Annotated in this window: 15 protein-coding genes; 8 read left to right on the top strand and 7 right to left on the bottom strand. The window is 42.4% G+C overall.

Annotation, left to right across the window (positions count from 1 at the left end; all coding sequences use genetic code 11):
* Positions 1–237 precede the first annotated feature (237 nt).
* The gene (locus tag H4J69_RS16645) at positions 238–486 is read right to left on the bottom strand and encodes a hypothetical protein (RefSeq protein WP_259367771.1); all 249 of its coding nucleotides are present in this window, start codon (positions 484–486) and stop codon (positions 238–240) included.
* A 400-nt stretch (positions 487–886) separates the two neighbouring features.
* On the opposite strand from H4J69_RS16645, the gene H4J69_RS16650 reads away from it, so the two are divergent.
* Together H4J69_RS16650 and H4J69_RS16655 are read left to right on the top strand one after the other, a co-directional pair.
* A complete protein-coding gene (locus H4J69_RS16650; RefSeq protein WP_182251988.1) occupies positions 887–1,588 on the top strand; it encodes an MBL fold metallo-hydrolase in 702 nt (233 codons plus the stop codon).
* Between the two features lie 50 nt (positions 1,589–1,638).
* Positions 1,639–2,007, top strand: a complete 369-nt coding sequence (locus H4J69_RS16655; RefSeq protein ID WP_259367772.1) for a rhodanese-like domain-containing protein — start codon at positions 1,639–1,641, stop codon at positions 2,005–2,007.
* Positions 2,008–2,485: 478 nt separating this feature from the next.
* Here H4J69_RS16655 and H4J69_RS16660 read toward each other — a convergent pair whose 3' ends face one another.
* The 4 genes from H4J69_RS16660 to H4J69_RS16675 all read right to left on the bottom strand — a co-directional run bounded on the left by H4J69_RS16660 (position 2,486) and on the right by H4J69_RS16675 (position 8,877).
* Positions 2,486–3,616, bottom strand: a complete 1,131-nt coding sequence (locus H4J69_RS16660) for a catalase family protein (protein ID WP_182251989.1) — start codon at positions 3,614–3,616, stop codon at positions 2,486–2,488.
* Between the two features lie 832 nt (positions 3,617–4,448).
* Complete coding sequence (gene prpD / locus H4J69_RS16665; RefSeq protein ID WP_182251990.1) at positions 4,449–5,942, bottom strand: 2-methylcitrate dehydratase; 1,494 nt, start codon at positions 5,940–5,942, stop codon at positions 4,449–4,451.
* A 306-nt stretch (positions 5,943–6,248) separates the two neighbouring features.
* Entirely contained in the window at positions 6,249–6,956 is a 708-nt protein-coding gene (locus tag H4J69_RS16670; RefSeq protein WP_182222652.1) for a copper resistance protein B, read from the bottom strand.
* Positions 6,957–6,984: 28 nt separating this feature from the next.
* Positions 6,985–8,877 carry a copper resistance system multicopper oxidase gene (locus H4J69_RS16675; protein WP_182251991.1) on the bottom strand — a complete coding sequence of 631 codons (1,893 nt, stop codon included), beginning with the start codon at positions 8,875–8,877 and terminating at the stop codon, positions 6,985–6,987.
* A 223-nt stretch (positions 8,878–9,100) separates the two neighbouring features.
* On the opposite strand from H4J69_RS16675, the gene H4J69_RS16680 reads away from it, so the two are divergent.
* The 6 genes from H4J69_RS16680 (at position 9,101) to H4J69_RS16705 (ending at position 14,284) form a co-directional block, all read left to right on the top strand.
* A complete protein-coding gene (locus H4J69_RS16680; RefSeq protein WP_182217757.1) occupies positions 9,101–9,886 on the top strand; it encodes a PRC-barrel domain-containing protein in 786 nt (261 codons plus the stop codon).
* A gap of 410 nt (positions 9,887–10,296) precedes the next feature.
* Positions 10,297–11,247 (top strand): mechanosensitive ion channel family protein, encoded by a 951-nt coding sequence (locus H4J69_RS16685; protein WP_182217758.1) that lies wholly within the window; start codon positions 10,297–10,299, stop codon positions 11,245–11,247.
* 706 nt (positions 11,248–11,953) lie between these two features.
* On the top strand, positions 11,954–12,121 hold the full coding sequence (locus H4J69_RS16690) for a hypothetical protein (RefSeq protein ID WP_182251992.1): 168 nt from the start codon (positions 11,954–11,956) through the stop codon (positions 12,119–12,121).
* A 93-nt stretch (positions 12,122–12,214) separates the two neighbouring features.
* Positions 12,215–12,817 carry an SDR family oxidoreductase gene (locus H4J69_RS16695; RefSeq protein WP_220465958.1) on the top strand — a complete coding sequence of 201 codons (603 nt, stop codon included), beginning with the start codon at positions 12,215–12,217 and terminating at the stop codon, positions 12,815–12,817.
* A gap of 74 nt (positions 12,818–12,891) precedes the next feature.
* Positions 12,892–13,629 carry an SDR family oxidoreductase gene (locus H4J69_RS16700; protein ID WP_182217761.1) on the top strand — a complete coding sequence of 246 codons (738 nt, stop codon included), beginning with the start codon at positions 12,892–12,894 and terminating at the stop codon, positions 13,627–13,629.
* A 445-nt stretch (positions 13,630–14,074) separates the two neighbouring features.
* Positions 14,075–14,284, top strand: a complete 210-nt coding sequence (locus H4J69_RS16705) for a hypothetical protein (protein ID WP_182217763.1) — start codon at positions 14,075–14,077, stop codon at positions 14,282–14,284.
* 285 nt (positions 14,285–14,569) lie between these two features.
* Here H4J69_RS16705 and H4J69_RS16710 read toward each other — a convergent pair whose 3' ends face one another.
* Positions 14,570–15,088: a DUF2141 domain-containing protein gene (locus H4J69_RS16710; RefSeq protein ID WP_259366428.1), complete on the bottom strand. Its 519-nt coding sequence runs from the start codon at positions 15,086–15,088 to the stop codon at positions 14,570–14,572.
* 397 nt (positions 15,089–15,485) lie between these two features.
* Complete coding sequence (locus H4J69_RS16715; protein WP_182217767.1) at positions 15,486–15,893, bottom strand: hypothetical protein; 408 nt, start codon at positions 15,891–15,893, stop codon at positions 15,486–15,488.
* Positions 15,894–15,914 lie beyond the last annotated feature (21 nt).

Consider the following 15,914-nt stretch of genomic DNA (forward strand, 5'->3'; position numbering starts at 1 on the left):
CCTTGAGTAGAGTTCAAATCTCTATTTCACCGCCAAACAAAGAAAAACCGCTAATCGAAAGATTAGCGGTTTTTTGCTTTTTGATAGTTAGAAATTTTAAATAAGGGTTTATAGCACTAAACCTTCGAGTAGAGTTAAAATCCACTCTCACCGCCAAATAAAGAAAAACCCATTACGAAAGTAACGGGCTTTTTGCTTTTTTTTCAATATCTTGTAATCTTCTTCAACACCCTAGCGTTAGAAATACAAATCAGCAAAAAGAGCAGTAGGATAAGCTTGTAAATCTGTTAATGATGAAACTAAAACTTCTGGTTCACAAGATGGTAGATCAACTCGTACTAATCTTAAATGTAGTGAACCGGTCGATATTTTATCTTTCCTACATCGACGAAGAGACTTTTCAGCACAAGGAAAATCAAAGATATTACTATATTTCCCACTTTCTAAAAACGCTTTAACAACATTAGAGCTTTTAACAATGCGCATGCAAAAATTAACACTTTTTAACCTATGATATTTATAAAACCAAACGACAGGATAACCTCTGTCATAAACGATTAAGTCGCCTTTTTGGGTTTTATTTAAATGCTTTATAGTGATATTGGGTATAGAAACGCTTCTTTTGTCTTACTACTACTTTATTGTAACGACTACATAGGGGCCAAAAATCTTTTATTAAGTACGTTAACGTACAGAGTAATTATAAATACAACGATAAGGTAACCTTTCCTTTGCCTTTACCAATAAGGCTGCTTTTTATTATTGATATTGGTTCAGCCAATATATAGGAGTTACCCATGTATGGATTCAGTGTGCAATTACAAATACCTTTCGATATCGCGTTTAGTACTGTTATTTACACACTAAATATGAATGGGAGATAAACATGTTATTTCGCCAATTTTTTGATTCTGAATCCAGCACTTATAGCTATCTGTTGGCTAGCGATAGTGGCCACGAAGCGTTACTAATCGACCCGGTAATAGATAAGGTGGATATGTACCTGAAACTAGTCGAACAACTCGATGTTCGATTAGTGCGAGCCATCGATACTCATACCCATGCGGATCACATCACCGGTCTTGGAAAGTTGCGAGAAAAGACCGGTTGCATCACGGTAATGGGCGAACAGACAGAAGCCGCCTGTATGTCTGAAACCATTCGGGAGGGCGAGCACATCCGGTTGGATGGTATTGATCTAGAAGCGTTGTACACACCTGGCCATACCGATGAGTCTTATAGCTTTTTGCTTCACAGCGAGCGTCCAGCAATATTCACCGGCGACGTGCTGCTGATTCGTAGCAGTGGCCGAACCGACTTTCAAGGTGGTGACGCTGGTCAAAGCTATGATTCTATTACTAAAAAAATATTTACGTTACCGGATTCAACGCTAGTATACCCGGCGCACGATTATAAGGGCTGGACCCGCAGCAGCGTTGCTGAGGAAAAGGCTCATAACCCGCGATTAGCCGGCAAGAGCCGTGCGGAATATATCGACATTATGAACAACCTGGATCTGCCTGATCCTAATATGATGGATGTGGCAGTTCCGGCGAACCTTGGCTGCGGTTTAGCTGCAGATGCATAGCGAACTAACAGTTTGAACATTAATTCACACTACAATCAGGAGAAATTTTTATGCTTACGTTTTTAACTGCACAACAAATGATCGATGAAGCCAAAAAAGTGGTTGACACCGTCGACCTTGAAAAGGTGATGGCTCTGCGTGGCAGCGGTGCGCTAGTGCTCGATGTTCGTGAACCCAATGAGTGGCAGGAAGGGCATCTGGAAGGTGCCGTCGCTATACCTCGTGGTGTATTGGAAATGAAAATTTCCGACGAAGAAAGCGATCACCAACGGCCTATAGTCACCTATTGTGCCAGCGGTGGACGTGCCGCGCTAGCCGCAGCAACGTTACGACAAATGGGCTACATTGCAGCTATTGCATCGGAAGCAGGCTTTGACGATTTGCAGGCTACCGGACTACCTTGCAATAAGCCGGACTAAATTTCCACACAAACATAGGCATGTGCCTGTTCGATAGCAACTCGGAGCACGCAGACGGGTCCCGCTTGCGTGGTCTCACGGAATGTCAACTTGAGAGAACAGAAATATGATGAACGATATGGGTATGGGATTGGTTTAGCTATTGATCGGCTGGAAGACGATCCAAAGCCAGGTAACCATTGTCATCATCCCTTAGGAATAAGCCCTCGTGTTCAATAAAACCAGTCGCACGCTGGCTAATGCGGTGAGTAAGAGTATTCAGTTCACTTTTTTCGGAAAAATTCAGTCGAGTTTAAAAAGACTTAGATTAAATTGATTTCTCCAAGGCAACTAGTTAACCTTTTGGATATCTGGCAGTTATTGGTAAAGCCGAACCGCCAGATCCCGTGATACGACGTTAAGTCAGCATCATTGAATGAAACCAGGGATCAACTGTGAACCTTCTCCCATTTCTTGACCTGATCTTCGCCCCCAAAATCTATTCAACGGTAACCACTGAATTCATTTCCCGTCGAACTTTTCTTGTTCGCTCATAGATAACTTTTCGCATTCTGTTCATAGCGCCCAAAGGCTTATGCTCGGATAAACTGTTCCAAGGATTGAAAGCTAGGTTCTCACAAAATGTATTTTGTGCATCTGTATCGAAGGTCTGTTTAGGAAAGTGGATACGCGCTACAACAGTAAAAGGTGCCTGCACTTCTTGCCATTCGATCATGGAATTTTCGACACTCATTTCGTCGTTTTCTCGAAGTTGAACCAGAAACTCCATGCAGCTTGGATTTTGGTCAAGGCTCGTCTTCATCGCCTCGCGAAGATAATCTGCACCGGCTTCCTCGGGAGCTTCATTTGTCGTGGCTGTACATGGGCGAACTGAGTATTTCACGGCTTTCCGCCGCTGTCCCATCCCAAGCTGGTAGGGAACTTCAGACCAATACCGTGTATGTAAAGGGTTGGCAATTTTTTTGCTAGTCAACTCGAGGCCAATAAGTGAACCTTGAAGTCCCAAATTAAAGGGTATTGCCAATTTATCCCAAAATCCGTCAGACGATAAATTTCGATGTACGGCCACATAGGTTTCAGGTTCTTTAACCGGAAAGACAGGGTGATTAATTAAGATAAAATCCTGCACTGTGCTTTTATCTGCTATGTGCCAGCCAGCCTCGGCTGGCGAAGAAAGCAGCTTTATTGCCATCCCCCTTGCGTCCCCTTTAATGTCCGGGCGATCAGGATCAGGATTTCCATTAGAAAAACGCACCCACGCGGAATAGGATTTACCTGCTTGGAATACACCTTGGCTTAATGATTTAGGTAAATCGTCTAGCACGTCAAACTCTGCGTTTAAACAGCCATGAGCTTTGGGGTGAACATCACGCCTGGCTTCTCCATTGGTATATCGATGGCGGATAATACCTTCAATGAGGTCAGCTGTTTCGTCGGCTAAAAGTGCCTCATGTGGATATAGTTTTTCCCCTAAGGCGGCATCTGCCTCGGGATAGATATTTTCAATAGTCGCAATTTCTTCAACGGAACGGTTCTGAGACTGATTTGCTGGTGAACTGCAACCAGCCAGTATGAGAAGAAATGATAGGAGTGGCGTCAACAGTTTCATATGAATGTTCCTTTAATAGCTTAACGAATAGGCAGGTAAAACGTGAATACTGAAAATTGAACAAAACGGATAGAAAGCACATATTATTGTCAATCCTAGTCAATAATATTTAATCGAATTCCTCCTAGCACTTCTACTATACACCGTTTTATTCTACCTATACACACGCACTTATACGAGGTTAAAAATGAATAATAAAAACAGAATCAGCGGCGCACTTAGTGATCGATGGGGTAATATTAAAGAGCGGTTTTGAGGCGCTTGTTTTAAATTCTAAATTATGTGAAAACAGTTGAGTAATAGATGAAAAATCGCCGATTTCCACCCCCTCAAGGATATAAAAGAGATGTAAATATGAGGGAATATGTATCGTTACTTTATAAAACGACATTTTATTTTACCTATAAACCACATCAGCTACGTCTGGTCCCGCTTGATTACTTCAAGACCAATAACGTTGCACTCCTATGACTGCAAATATTTAACAAAGCTATTCCGTTTAGTAGTCACTTTGCATAACTATTTCTGTTTGGGAATATTCTTGATTAACTTAATGATAACGCGATTATCATTAAGTTTGGCTAAGTCGAGCAAATAGCTTTTTTCAAGTTCTTGCACCGGTATTTTTGATAATAATTCTTTTATCAACTCCTATTAACCATTTACTATGGCAGTTTTCAAGATTACAAAATTCGCTATACTGTGTTCATTTTGAACAGTCATGTTAGAACCCGTTAGTTACGCCTTGTTAATTTTTCGTTTTAAAGTTATCGCTTACGATTAGCAATATAAATTTATCTTCTGTAATGCTGCGGTTTGGATCAGCTAGGGCTTAAACTGAAGCAATAACAAACAAGTCCATAAAGCGGTTTACTGCTTTGGACTCAAGCGCGGCTTGATCTTTACACAGCGTGAAAATAGTTTTGCATTGATGGCTCGGAAACCGCGTCGCTAAGTTCGCTTTGAACTTTTGCTCCAATAGCGGGATCCCTTCTTGGCGCCGGCGACGATGTCCCACAGGGTATTCCACTAGCACTTCTTCTGTGCTGCTGCCATCGTTGAAAAAAATTTGAATGGCGTTAGCGATAGCGCGTTTATCTGCTTCTAAATACTCTGCGGTAAAGCGTTTATCTTCGACAACCTCCATTTTATCGCGCAGTTCATCAATGATGGGATGTGCCTTGTGAAAGTCGTCTTCGTAATGTTCGGCGGTTAGCCCTCCAAACGCCAGCGGCACCGCAACCATATACTGCAAACAGTGGTCACGATCTGCAGCATTAGCAAGTGCACCTGTTTTAGAAATAATGCGAATGGCCGATTCGTGGGTTCGAATGACGATTTTCTTAATATCCGCTAAGCGATTTCTCACCTCAGGATGCAGGATAACCGAAGCTTCCGCGGCAGTTTGCGCATGGAACTCTGCGGGGAAAGAAATCTTAAACAAAATGTTTTCCATCACGTAAGAACCATACTCTTGAGAAAACGAAAACTGACGTTCAGCCTCTGGTTTAAGTGCTTGGTCTTTATTCGTCTTCGAAAAAGAGACGTCGTAAAAGCCCCACTGCGGAGCGGTTAATACGCTTGGAATACCCATTTCACCGCGCATCGACATGTCGGCCAAACGCACAGCTCTTGAGGTCGCGTCGCCCGCGGCCCAAGATTTACGAGAACCCGCATTGGGTGCGTGACGATAGGTGCGCAGCGCAGAGCCATCGACCCAAGCTTGCGAGACCGCCGCCATGATTTGTTCTCTATTGCCGCCCATCATTTTTGTGATAACTGCCGTTGAGGCGACTCGAACTAACAATACATGGCACAAACCAACGCGATTAAAAGAATTTTCTAGCGCTATTACACCTTGAATTTCATGCGCCATGATCATGGCTTCAAGCACTTCTCGCATGGTAAAAGGCTGTTCGCCCTTCGATAGTCTGACCTGAGATAAATGATCAGCCACTGCCAAAATACCGCCTAAATTATCCGATGGATGTCCCCATTCAGCGGCCAGCCAAGTGTCGTTATAATCGAGCCAGCGGATAATACAACCTATGTCCCAAGCGGCTTTAATCGGGTCGAGCGACAACGATGTTCCTGGCACTCGCGCGCCGTTAGGCACAAGGGTGCCTTGTACGATAGGACCAAGGTGTTTTGTACATTCAGGAAAGCGCAGCGCTAGCAATCCGCAACCGAGGGTGTCCATTAAACAGTTGCGCGCGGTATCGAGCGCTTCTTCGCTAGTGACTTCAAAATTCATGACATAATCTGCGATATCTTGGATGACATGATCGTAATCGGGACGGTTGTTAATATCTGTATTACTATTCATTTCTTATCCTTATTCGTTTGATTTTTTAAGATGAGATGATAATTCGATACTTTTATCCTGGCGGATTTAATATGTATCGTCACTTTATAAAAAATGACGTTTTTCTTTTACCTATACTCTAAAGTCATTAAGGTGAAAAGTCGGTTTTGAAAAAACCATTTGGCCTACTGTTTGCGTGAGTGTCAAATGAGCGTGAGCCGCAGTTATTGAGCCGCGAGTAATACTCTTATAGTGTTCTGCCTATTTGCAAAGTCTCAGGCTTATTTGTAAATAAGCCTGACGGTATTATTGAAATAATACCTTGAATTAAAACCAGAATCTTAAACCTGCGATAAGGCTGGTGTCGGATTTCTTACCGCCTTCGGCGATTAGGTAGTCGGCTGTTTTACCAAAGGCTTGATTAAACTTAAGCCCGATGTAGGGCGCAAATTTTCTAGAAAATTCATAGCGTAAACGCAACCCTAGTTCAGCAGATGATAATCCAGATCCAATTCCCATAGATGCATCATCGGAAGAATAGGCACTGAGTTTTAGGCTGGGCGTTAATATCAGTTTTTGAGTAAATAAAGCCTCGTATTCCGTTTCGAATCTAAAACCAATATTTTTGTCGTTGAACACCACTGCTGCATTAGTTTCAAAGAAATAAGGGGCAAGGCCTTGTAAACCGATTACGGCCCAGTTTTGGTTTTTTTCAGGAGTCGTGTCATAACCAACCCCCATTTGAAGATCCCAATATTTTTCAATGGGATGGCTGTAGAGTAGCTGGTTCTCAGATTCGGTTTGTCCATGAAGTGTTTCCCCTTCGGATTTAAGGTAGAGTTTGTGCCAATCCTTACCTATCCAAGACGTGACACCCCAAGAAGTAGGGTTGCCAGTTTGGTCGCTAATTTCAAGCGTATCCATTAGAAAGTACGTTAATAAAGGGTCTCTTTCTCCACCTGCATGCACTTGTGATGTCATTAGTATGGACGAGATAAATATGGTGCGTAATATTACTCTGAATAATTTTTTCATTATATTTCTCCTAGAATACTGAATTTGACTATCGGATTTGTACACGTCTAAACATACCCATCATGTGATAGAGCATGTGGCAGTGGTATGCCCAATCACCACGAGCGTTCATAGTCACTCGATAACTGATTTTGGAACCTGGTTGTACAACGATTGTATGTTTTCTAGGAATATGATTTTCATCTCCCGTTTCTAAATCACTCCATACACCGTGTAAGTGCATAGGGTGATTCATCATGGTGTCATTAATAAACGTAACGCGAATGCGCTCACCGAAGTTAAACTTTAATGGTTGTGCTTCACCATAGGGGATGCCGTTAATTGACCACATATAACGCTCCATATTGCCCGTTAAGTGCAATAGCAGTTGTTTAGTGGGTTTAGGTTCATGGCGTGTCGGATAAAGGTTTTTTAAATCGGCATAGGTTAAGACCTTGCGGCCATTATTTCGTAAGCCAACGCCTGGATCATCTAGCCGATATTTTGCGCCAGTGGCACGCATCGCGATTTGTGGGCCTTCTTTTTCAGGCACATCAATGAGAGGTAGTTTTGGATTCATATCCATTGGAATTTGCTCGTTATCTAAATTAACATTCATGTTAGACATAGTCTGTGCATTTTTTGAATAGTAAGCATTGCTGACATCCTGGCCCATTTGCATGCCACCAGACATGTCATTATCGCTCTGATCCTTACCATTCATTTGCATGCCAGTAAGCATATCCTGACCACTCTGATCCATGCCGTCCATTTCCATACCCATGTCTGTCATGCTTAAAATAGGTAATGGATCCATTGCTGGGACAGACGCCAATTTTGAAGCATTAGAGGTGATGGAGCCTATCGCATAACCGGAACGGTCAATGGCTTGAGCAAAAATCGCATAAGCTTGTTTATCTGTATCAGGTTCCACAATGACATCATAGGTTTCTGCTACACCAATGCGGAATTCATCAACCTCTACCGGTTGGATTAAGTTTCCATCAGCAGCCACAACGGTCATTTTTAAACCAGGGATCTGTACATCAAAGAACGTCATAGAAGAGCTATTAATAAAACGCAATCTTACTTTCTTGCCAGATTCCACCACGGTACGCCAATGTGCATTAGGGGAGAGCCCATTCATTAAATAGGTGTAGGTTGCGCCAGTTACATCTGACAAGTCTCGATCGGACATTTTCATGTTGTTCCACATTGAACGATCTTTCCAGGCTTGAGAAAATCCTTTTTGTTTTAATTCACTCCAAAAATCGCCGACCGTTCTTTGGTGGAAATTATAGTAATCACCCATCTTTTTAAGGTTTGCATAAATGGTTTCAGGAGGGGTATCTGACCAGTCAGAGAGTTGAATCACATAGTCATGGTCGGAGTGAATAGGTTCTTGTTTTTTTGGTAAAATAACAATTGCACCGATGACACCTGTTTGCTCTTGATATGCGGAGTGACTGTGATACCAATAGGTACCATTTTGTTTTACGGTGAATTGATAGACATAAGTTTCACCGGGCTTAATGCCGTCATAACTTAAGCCAGGTACACCATCCATATTCGTTGGCAAAATAATCCCATGCCAATGAATAGAGGAATCTACCATTAATTTGTTAGTCACGCGGAGTGTGATTTCATCACCTTCATGCCAAACAAGTGTTGGTGCAGGTAAAGAGCCGTTAACCAATGTTGCTAAAGCGGGAGTGCCGGTAATATTAACGGTCGTTTCGGAAATAGTTAAATCAAACTCAGTTCCCGTTAACATGGGTTGTTTTGGATTGAACTTAGTCGAGCCTTGCGAGATAAACTCATTGCTGGCAAAGGTTGATGGAATGTTTGATGCAACGGCAGCCGCTACTGAAGTTAATGCTAAACCGCGGACAAATTGACGTCGATTAATTATCGAGTGTGTGTTTTTAGTTGAAGAGGTCATCATTAACTCCTTAAAAATAATAAATAAAAGGCTTTGTTTGAAGGTGAAAATGGTCGTTCATCATAAAATTTATAGATGGATCCAGATTAAGCTAATATTCACCCTCGTTCGGTGCGACACCGAACAGATTGAATAGGATATTTGATGCAAACTGAGAAATGTTGACTCTATTAATAAAGCAATTATTTATTGTTTTCAACCTTTAATCTGGAGCAAATACATCATGTTACATACAATTAATGATTTAAAAAATATCGCCATTCAGGCCTCTGATGGCGATATTGGATTGACCAAAGATCTTTATTTTGATGATAAGCATTGGGTGATCCGATATTTGGTGGTGGAAACGGGGTCTTGGTTATCAAGCAAAAAAATATTGCTTTCACCCATATCAATCAAAGAGTTTAATCAGAAAGATAAAACGCTTACTGTCACAATCTCAAGAGAACAGGTAAAAAACAGCCCTGATATAGAAAGCGAAAAACCGGTCTCTAGGCAGCATGAGGTCGATCATATGGAATATTATGGTTACGAACATTACTGGGGTAACACAGGTATTTGGGGAAGTGAATCTAGTCCTAACATGATGGCACTTGGTTATTATAGTGTCGCGCCAAAGCCAGATAACTTAGATAACCCAGAGATATCCGCAGACATCAAGGCTGCACTATCACGGGATAATGATCATCATCTACGCAGCAGTCATGCCGTAGTGGGTTATCACCTTGATGCAATAGACGGTGAATTGGGTCACTTGCAAGGTATGTTGATAGATATCGACACTTGGGCTATTCGTTATTTGATTATTAACACCAGTAATTGGTGGTTGGGTCATCTGGTTTTAATTGCGCCTAAATGGATTAAAGAGGTGAGTTGGCCTACCTCTAAAATTTATGTTGATATGACGCAGCAGCAAGTGAAAGATGCACCAACGTTCGATCCCTCAGTGCCTTTTAGTTTTGAAGATGAGAAAAATTTGCAAACTCATTATAGTCGCAATGATAAATAACATTATTACCTCTCTATGATGGATTTCTGCTTTCTTACTTTCTAGCATTTGAAAAATCATATTCTTAGGCCAAAAATGGATAACTGAGACATATGTACTTATTTCGAGCAATAAATCCATCCAAAAATTTTGTTCATAATCTAAAAGTTGATAAGGGGTTATAAGCCCCCAAACACTGAGAGCAAGAAAAATCTGTTGCCTTAGCATATTCTGAGAAGTTTTGAGTAATAGACGACAGTTCGCCGACTTGGATATAAAAGAGATGTCAGTATGGAAAACATGAGGCAACATGTATTTTCATTTTATGAAAAATGACGTTTTATTTTACCTATATTCGACACTAGATAAGCTAATACACTGGCTGAATCTACATTAAAGGATAATGATAAAAAATAACGGGAATAATATTAATGGATCTCTCTGTATTAGATAAATTCTGGCAGTTAATTGACGAAAAATTACAAGGCTGGCTGGAAGCTGGCATTAAACACTTACCCAATTTTATAGTCGCCATTCTCTTAGTCATATTTTTTGGCTTACTGGCTAAATATGTTGGCAGAGCCGTTCGAAAAGTGCTTCATAAAACCCTAGAATCTGAACAAATTGCTGATCTACTTACGTCTATTATGAAGATGCTTGTGCTGTTCACAGGGCTATTTATCGCCCTAGAATTTTTGGGGTTAACCGGCACAGTAACATCACTCTTAGCTGGCGCTGGTATCATTGGCTTAGCACTTGGTTTTGCTTTTCAAGATATGGCAGAGAATCTTATTGCCGGTATTGCGATGGGTATTCGTAAGCCATTTCAAATTGGCGATGTGGTTGAAGCAGAAAATGTGCTTGGCATAGTAAAAACAATTAATTTACGTAACACATTAGTAGAAACGTTTTTTGGCCAGATAGAAGTTATTCCAAATAAAATCTTGTTTCGAAACGTACTAACAAATTATACGACCACAGGCAGCAGGCGAATCGAAGTACCGGTTGGTATTTCTTACGCAGACGACCCAGAAAAGGCAGCTGGAGTTATTGAAGAAGCGATAAATGTCTGTGATTTTGTTATAAAAAAAGAAGAAACTGCCGTGTTTGCCAAGGAGTTTGCAGACAGCAGTATAAATTTAGTTGTCTGGTTCTGGATTGACTATCCAGGCGACACTGGCTTTATGAAAGCTCGCCATACGGCGGTTGTAGAAATCAATAAAGCGCTGGCAAAAGCTGATATCTTAATTCCATTTCCTATCAGAACATTGGATTTTGGCGCCAAAGGTGGTGAAAAGCTCAATACCATGTTGTCGAAAAAAAATTCAGAAGATAAATCAGCAGACTCAAAAAAGTCATCATCGTCTGAAAATGAAAAGTAACCTCTGGGATCAGAGCAAACTTTCATTAACTAAACGTCCGCTTTATCGCATCTGACTAATTTATTTACACTGCCCAAATCATTTATAAGGCTGGCTGAACGCTCATTGAACTCTGTAAAAACAGTTGGCCATTGGCTTTCTGCTTGTAGTAAATGTTTGCTGCAGAAGGCTTGTAGGTCGGTAACACCGAGATAGCCGACGTTTAGGTTTTTCTCTGAGATTTAAATATAAGCGCATACCAAAGTACGTTGAGCGAGATTTTGATGATTTTTGTGCTGTGGTCGTCTCTAGTATGATTTTAAGCGTGTGATATGCGGTGATTGCTATCATTAGAAACTGGTTGCCTTTCTTTGTTCACTGATCCCGAATTTTTATCACAAAGAGTGGAAGTCAACGTGCCCGTCTAGCGCTTTTTGTCAATTTACTGGATAAAATTGATACCTAACACTATCAAATCCTAACCTGCTTCAACAGTTGATCCAATGACCCTGAACCCAACAAAATCAGATCATGTTAAATAGATCAGGTATGTGGTTTATTCTTTTGTACTTTTTTCTTTGGGTCATTTATTCACCACTAACATGGGCTCGTTGATGTTTGCTCGCGGTAGTGTTGGTAAGCGAACAGACAACTCACTCCAACGGACTGATAATACACTTGAGCTAACGCCAACGGCGTTTGCCTATCAGACCCGGAAGGAGCAACCATGTCGACAATCACCACCATTAATTCTGCGACCGAAAAAGAAACCAATACCTACGACATAATTACCGAAATACAAGCGACGGATCGGCTTGCTAATGAAAAAGCTATTGACTGGTCGGTGGGATCTTTTCAAAGGACGAGAAAAGTCCATACGGTGGCTTTGGAATAAAAAAAATTGGTCAACGTAAAGTCGATTTTCCTGCCATGACCTGGCTTTAACTGCCTAATTTCGAACATTTAATTTAACATTAAGGATTTTTCTATGAGTATGAACATTCTTGTCGCCGGTGCCACCGGAAAAACGGGCCAGCTTCTGGCCCAGTACCTGATAGAACAGGGCCATAAACCAACAGCGCTGGTTCGCGAAAGTTCGGATACCAGTTCGTTGCCCTTGGGGGTAGATGTTCGCCATAGTGATCTTACAGAACTGAAAACCGGCCTGTGCGACGGCATGGACGCGGTGATCTTTGCTGCAGGCTCCGGCGGAACCACCGGTCCTGAAATGACCAAAAAAGTGGATCGGGACGGCGCCAAACGACTGATTGATCTGGCGCTGGAATCAGGCGTGAAACGTTTCGTGATGCTCAGTTCGATCGGCGCCGATCTGCCCAACCCAACCGGCGACCTGGCCCCTTACCTGAATGCCAAGCACGAAGCGGACGAATACCTTAAGGCTTCCGGAGTGACCTACTCGATCCTGCGCCCCGTAGCACTAACCAACAAGGGTCGCGGCACTGATGTGATCCTGGGCGAGGACGTCGATAAATCAGCAAAGGCGTCCCGATCGGATGTAGCCCATGTTCTGGTGGAGGCCGCCACTACAGGCTGTTACGACGGTATGGCGCAGAATATGCGGTCCGCCTGACTGTCACGGCGTAATACAGGCTTGGAACCTATAACTTGTAATATTTAATAATTCATTTCAACAGGAGAAAACCAATGTCAGAAATCAATGGCAAAGTCGTCATCATTACCGGTGCCAGCAGTGGTCTCGGTAAAGCCACAGCGCAACGCTTGGCAAAAGGTGGCGCCAAGCTGGTGCTTGCTGCCCGTCGCGAGGAACGCCTTGTGGAGTTGCGTGATACGATCAAGGAGCAGGGTGGTGACGCTATTTATCAGGTTACCGACGTCACTGAACGCGCTCAGGTTGAGTCGCTGGCCAAGGCAGCGAAGGAAGCGTATGGCCGCATCGACGTGCTGGTCAACAACGCTGGCCTGATGCCGCTGTCGCCCCTCGATGAGCTCAAGGTCGACGAGTGGGAGAAGATGGTTGATGTCAATATCAAAGGCGTGCTCTATGGCATTGCCGCTGTGCTGCCGACCATGCGCGAGCAGCATGTCGGCCACATCATCAATCTGTCGTCGGTAGCTGGGCATAAGGTCTTTCCCGCGTCCGCCGTTTATTCCGCAACCAAGTTTGCCGTTAAGGCGTTATCAGAAGGCATTCGTCAGGAAGGCGAAGGGGAAATCCGCTCCACCAATATTTCGCCTGGGGCTGTGGCGACCGAACTGACCAGTAAAATCAGCGACCCCGATACTGCTAAGGGTGTTGATGAAATGTACGAGATGGCAATTGACTCTGATGCGATTGCACGTGCAATTGCTTATGCAATCGAGCAGCCGGCAGATGTTGATGTCAACGAGATTATCATCCGTCCCACCAGACAGCCGCTCTAACCAGGCAGCCACTCTATTGGACAGGAGCAATAGAGTGGCATGGTAAAAGTTCTGAATTACAGCGTCTTAGGGTCTACTGTTAAAACACTTATATTGGAAGCCAACACTGGAGAATGATTTTTTAGCGTGGGCTCGAACGGATTTACGGATGCTAAGGAAGTAATGGAAGAGCGGAAGGATCCGCTGCCTTAGTGTATATGTTCTCATTTCTCAGTAAATCGTTTTTTACTCTGAGGTGAAGCAAACGATGAGTATCAACTGTCTATCCCTGATGCCGACCTAATCCATGAGTTCGGTCAAAATTGCCTGCAACGCGATTCAACTCTTTTAGCGCAATGTGCTGAATAAACCCTGTAGAAACTTGCATTCCAAAAGTCATCCCCCTATGGTGGGTATTAAAAGTAAGCTAATGTTTTAATTAACCAACAAAAAGGGAGTGCGACGAATGGAAAACAACAACGACCAAAGCATAACTAACTTTGCCGCCATAAAAACTACCATTGCCAATAACGAAGAACAACGGCTCAAAGAATTACTGGCAGGCCAAGTAATGCAAGAACTTGAAAAAAGCTACCTCATTGACCTAGCCAAATTAGGAAATAATCACGCGATTTTGAAGATATTAGAAGACATCCCTGTGGAAAATCAAGAATAGAAATAAGCTGAGTTTCAACCTTATAAAAGTTTTGAAAAATAATATGAATTTGATGAGCAACAATTTGATTAGAATTTTCAAGCATTATTATCATACTGCGAGCTGCCTCAAAACTTGCATTGCTACTAACGCGTGAGTTCAAGGGCATTTGAGAGGAAACCTGTTTTTTCGACAGAAAACATGGATTGCAGGTCAAATGTCTGGTGCAACAATTTGTTAAGCACAGTAAATTATCAATGGTCCTGCCTGATTGAAACAATGCCTAGGTATTCACGGAAAGGTCGCTCAATAAGTCAATTTAATTGTTAGATCAAGGTTTTCCCCATCGTACGTAAAGCTAGCGGTTTCAAACGAAGGTGCGCTCATCGAGGCCTTTGCACCACTTGAAAAACCGTAGGCTTCTGTCGGCACCCCTAGCAAATTTGTGCCAAGCTTACCATCCATATTTTTATCATGAATGACAACCAAGGCATACGTTCCCGGAGGGATATCTAAAAAGTTGCAACGCGCCTGCGTATCTCGAATTTTCATCATCATTATATTGGTTGCAGAGTGCAAAAATTCAGTAGGGAAACCTACTGAAGATTCGAAAAGCGCACAAGCTACAACTCCAGTGTTATTTTTAATGTTCGGAATTTTTACTTGAATTCCGGAGCACGATGATTGGGCAAAAACGATGGCGGGAAGATGCGCAAACACCAGCACGGCCCAACATGCTAAACACCGGCCTCTTTTAGATAAACGCGTCACAGGATGCCTGAAAGTCTTGGCCAACGTAGACCTCCGATTAGTTGATTCACTCATTAGTTCCCTCATAGCTCCGCTCTCTCTGGCTTGGTAGGATCCGCGATTATACGCCTAACGTCTTGATAACCTGCGACGGGTTGCAAGCAATAAGGCTGATTACTGCCGCAACCTTGGTAAAACCAATGAACTTCAATTTTTCTCATTGGTCGTGGTCAGCGTTTATTAAATTGTTCAGCAATTTTTGCCGTTTGAGTCCAATATTATCCATTTTGCCTCAAAATCAACAATGCGGCCTAGGAGCATCAATTACTACATGGTACGTTAACCAGCATAGCATTAAATATTAGTTACCCAGCGTGTTCATGCCCCAGGCTCAATAACATTCCCCTTGGATTAATTTTTTAGGTTGATAGAAAATATTGAGGTCGTTACCGATAACAAGGCCTTTTTTGTATCATTGCACTATTTTTATATCATTTGTTCTCACACAGGTATTGTTGAAGTCGTCAAAATTATCGCATGTGGTTCGAACAAACCAGTTCTGCCGTGGGTCGAAAGAACACTTTGTTTGGTAATGACAGGTGCTGTCAAACTTTTCCCAGTACTGACATTCTTCAACGCATTGTAGATTTTTGTATATATAAGTCTTTTTTTCAAACAGGCACTTTTTATTAAAATCGTCCCAGTGTTGGCATTCTTTTAGAGCCTGCGGGACATGCTCTGTTAACGCTATGCCGCAGGTGACAGTGAGGTTTCCCTGGCGATATGTTTCTCCTGTATCGAGAATTACCTCTTTTGCGAATACACTACCAGCTAAAAATGTCACCCATCCAATGAAAGCTATTAAAAAAATTTTGTTCATGATCTGATTCCTTATTAACTT

Source organism: Colwellia sp. BRX10-9 (assembly GCF_014077405.1).
Lineage (GTDB): Bacteria > Pseudomonadota > Gammaproteobacteria > Enterobacterales > Alteromonadaceae > Colwellia_A.

What these genes read in the sequence shown, in the direction of transcription:
- H4J69_RS16645 (WP_259367771.1), bottom strand. Translation starts at nt 486, where the DNA reads ATGCGCATTGTTAAAAGCTCTAATGTTGTTAAAGCGTTTTTAGAAAGT.
- H4J69_RS16650 (WP_182251988.1), top strand. Translation starts at nt 887, where the DNA reads ATGTTATTTCGCCAATTTTTTGATTCTGAATCCAGCACTTATAGCTAT.
- H4J69_RS16655 (WP_259367772.1), top strand. Translation starts at nt 1,639, where the DNA reads ATGCTTACGTTTTTAACTGCACAACAAATGATCGATGAAGCCAAAAAA.
- H4J69_RS16660 (WP_182251989.1), bottom strand. Translation starts at nt 3,616, where the DNA reads ATGAAACTGTTGACGCCACTCCTATCATTTCTTCTCATACTGGCTGGT.
- prpD (WP_182251990.1), bottom strand. Translation starts at nt 5,942, where the DNA reads ATGAATAGTAATACAGATATTAACAACCGTCCCGATTACGATCATGTC.
- H4J69_RS16670 (WP_182222652.1), bottom strand. Translation starts at nt 6,956, where the DNA reads ATGAAAAAATTATTCAGAGTAATATTACGCACCATATTTATCTCGTCC.
- H4J69_RS16675 (WP_182251991.1), bottom strand. Translation starts at nt 8,877, where the DNA reads ATGACCTCTTCAACTAAAAACACACACTCGATAATTAATCGACGTCAA.
- H4J69_RS16680 (WP_182217757.1), top strand. Translation starts at nt 9,101, where the DNA reads ATGTTACATACAATTAATGATTTAAAAAATATCGCCATTCAGGCCTCT.
- H4J69_RS16685 (WP_182217758.1), top strand. Translation starts at nt 10,297, where the DNA reads ATGGATCTCTCTGTATTAGATAAATTCTGGCAGTTAATTGACGAAAAA.
- H4J69_RS16690 (WP_182251992.1), top strand. Translation starts at nt 11,954, where the DNA reads ATGTCGACAATCACCACCATTAATTCTGCGACCGAAAAAGAAACCAAT.
- H4J69_RS16695 (WP_220465958.1), top strand. Translation starts at nt 12,215, where the DNA reads ATGAGTATGAACATTCTTGTCGCCGGTGCCACCGGAAAAACGGGCCAG.
- H4J69_RS16700 (WP_182217761.1), top strand. Translation starts at nt 12,892, where the DNA reads ATGTCAGAAATCAATGGCAAAGTCGTCATCATTACCGGTGCCAGCAGT.
- H4J69_RS16705 (WP_182217763.1), top strand. Translation starts at nt 14,075, where the DNA reads ATGGAAAACAACAACGACCAAAGCATAACTAACTTTGCCGCCATAAAA.
- H4J69_RS16710 (WP_259366428.1), bottom strand. Translation starts at nt 15,088, where the DNA reads ATGAGTGAATCAACTAATCGGAGGTCTACGTTGGCCAAGACTTTCAGG.
- H4J69_RS16715 (WP_182217767.1), bottom strand. Translation starts at nt 15,893, where the DNA reads ATGAACAAAATTTTTTTAATAGCTTTCATTGGATGGGTGACATTTTTA.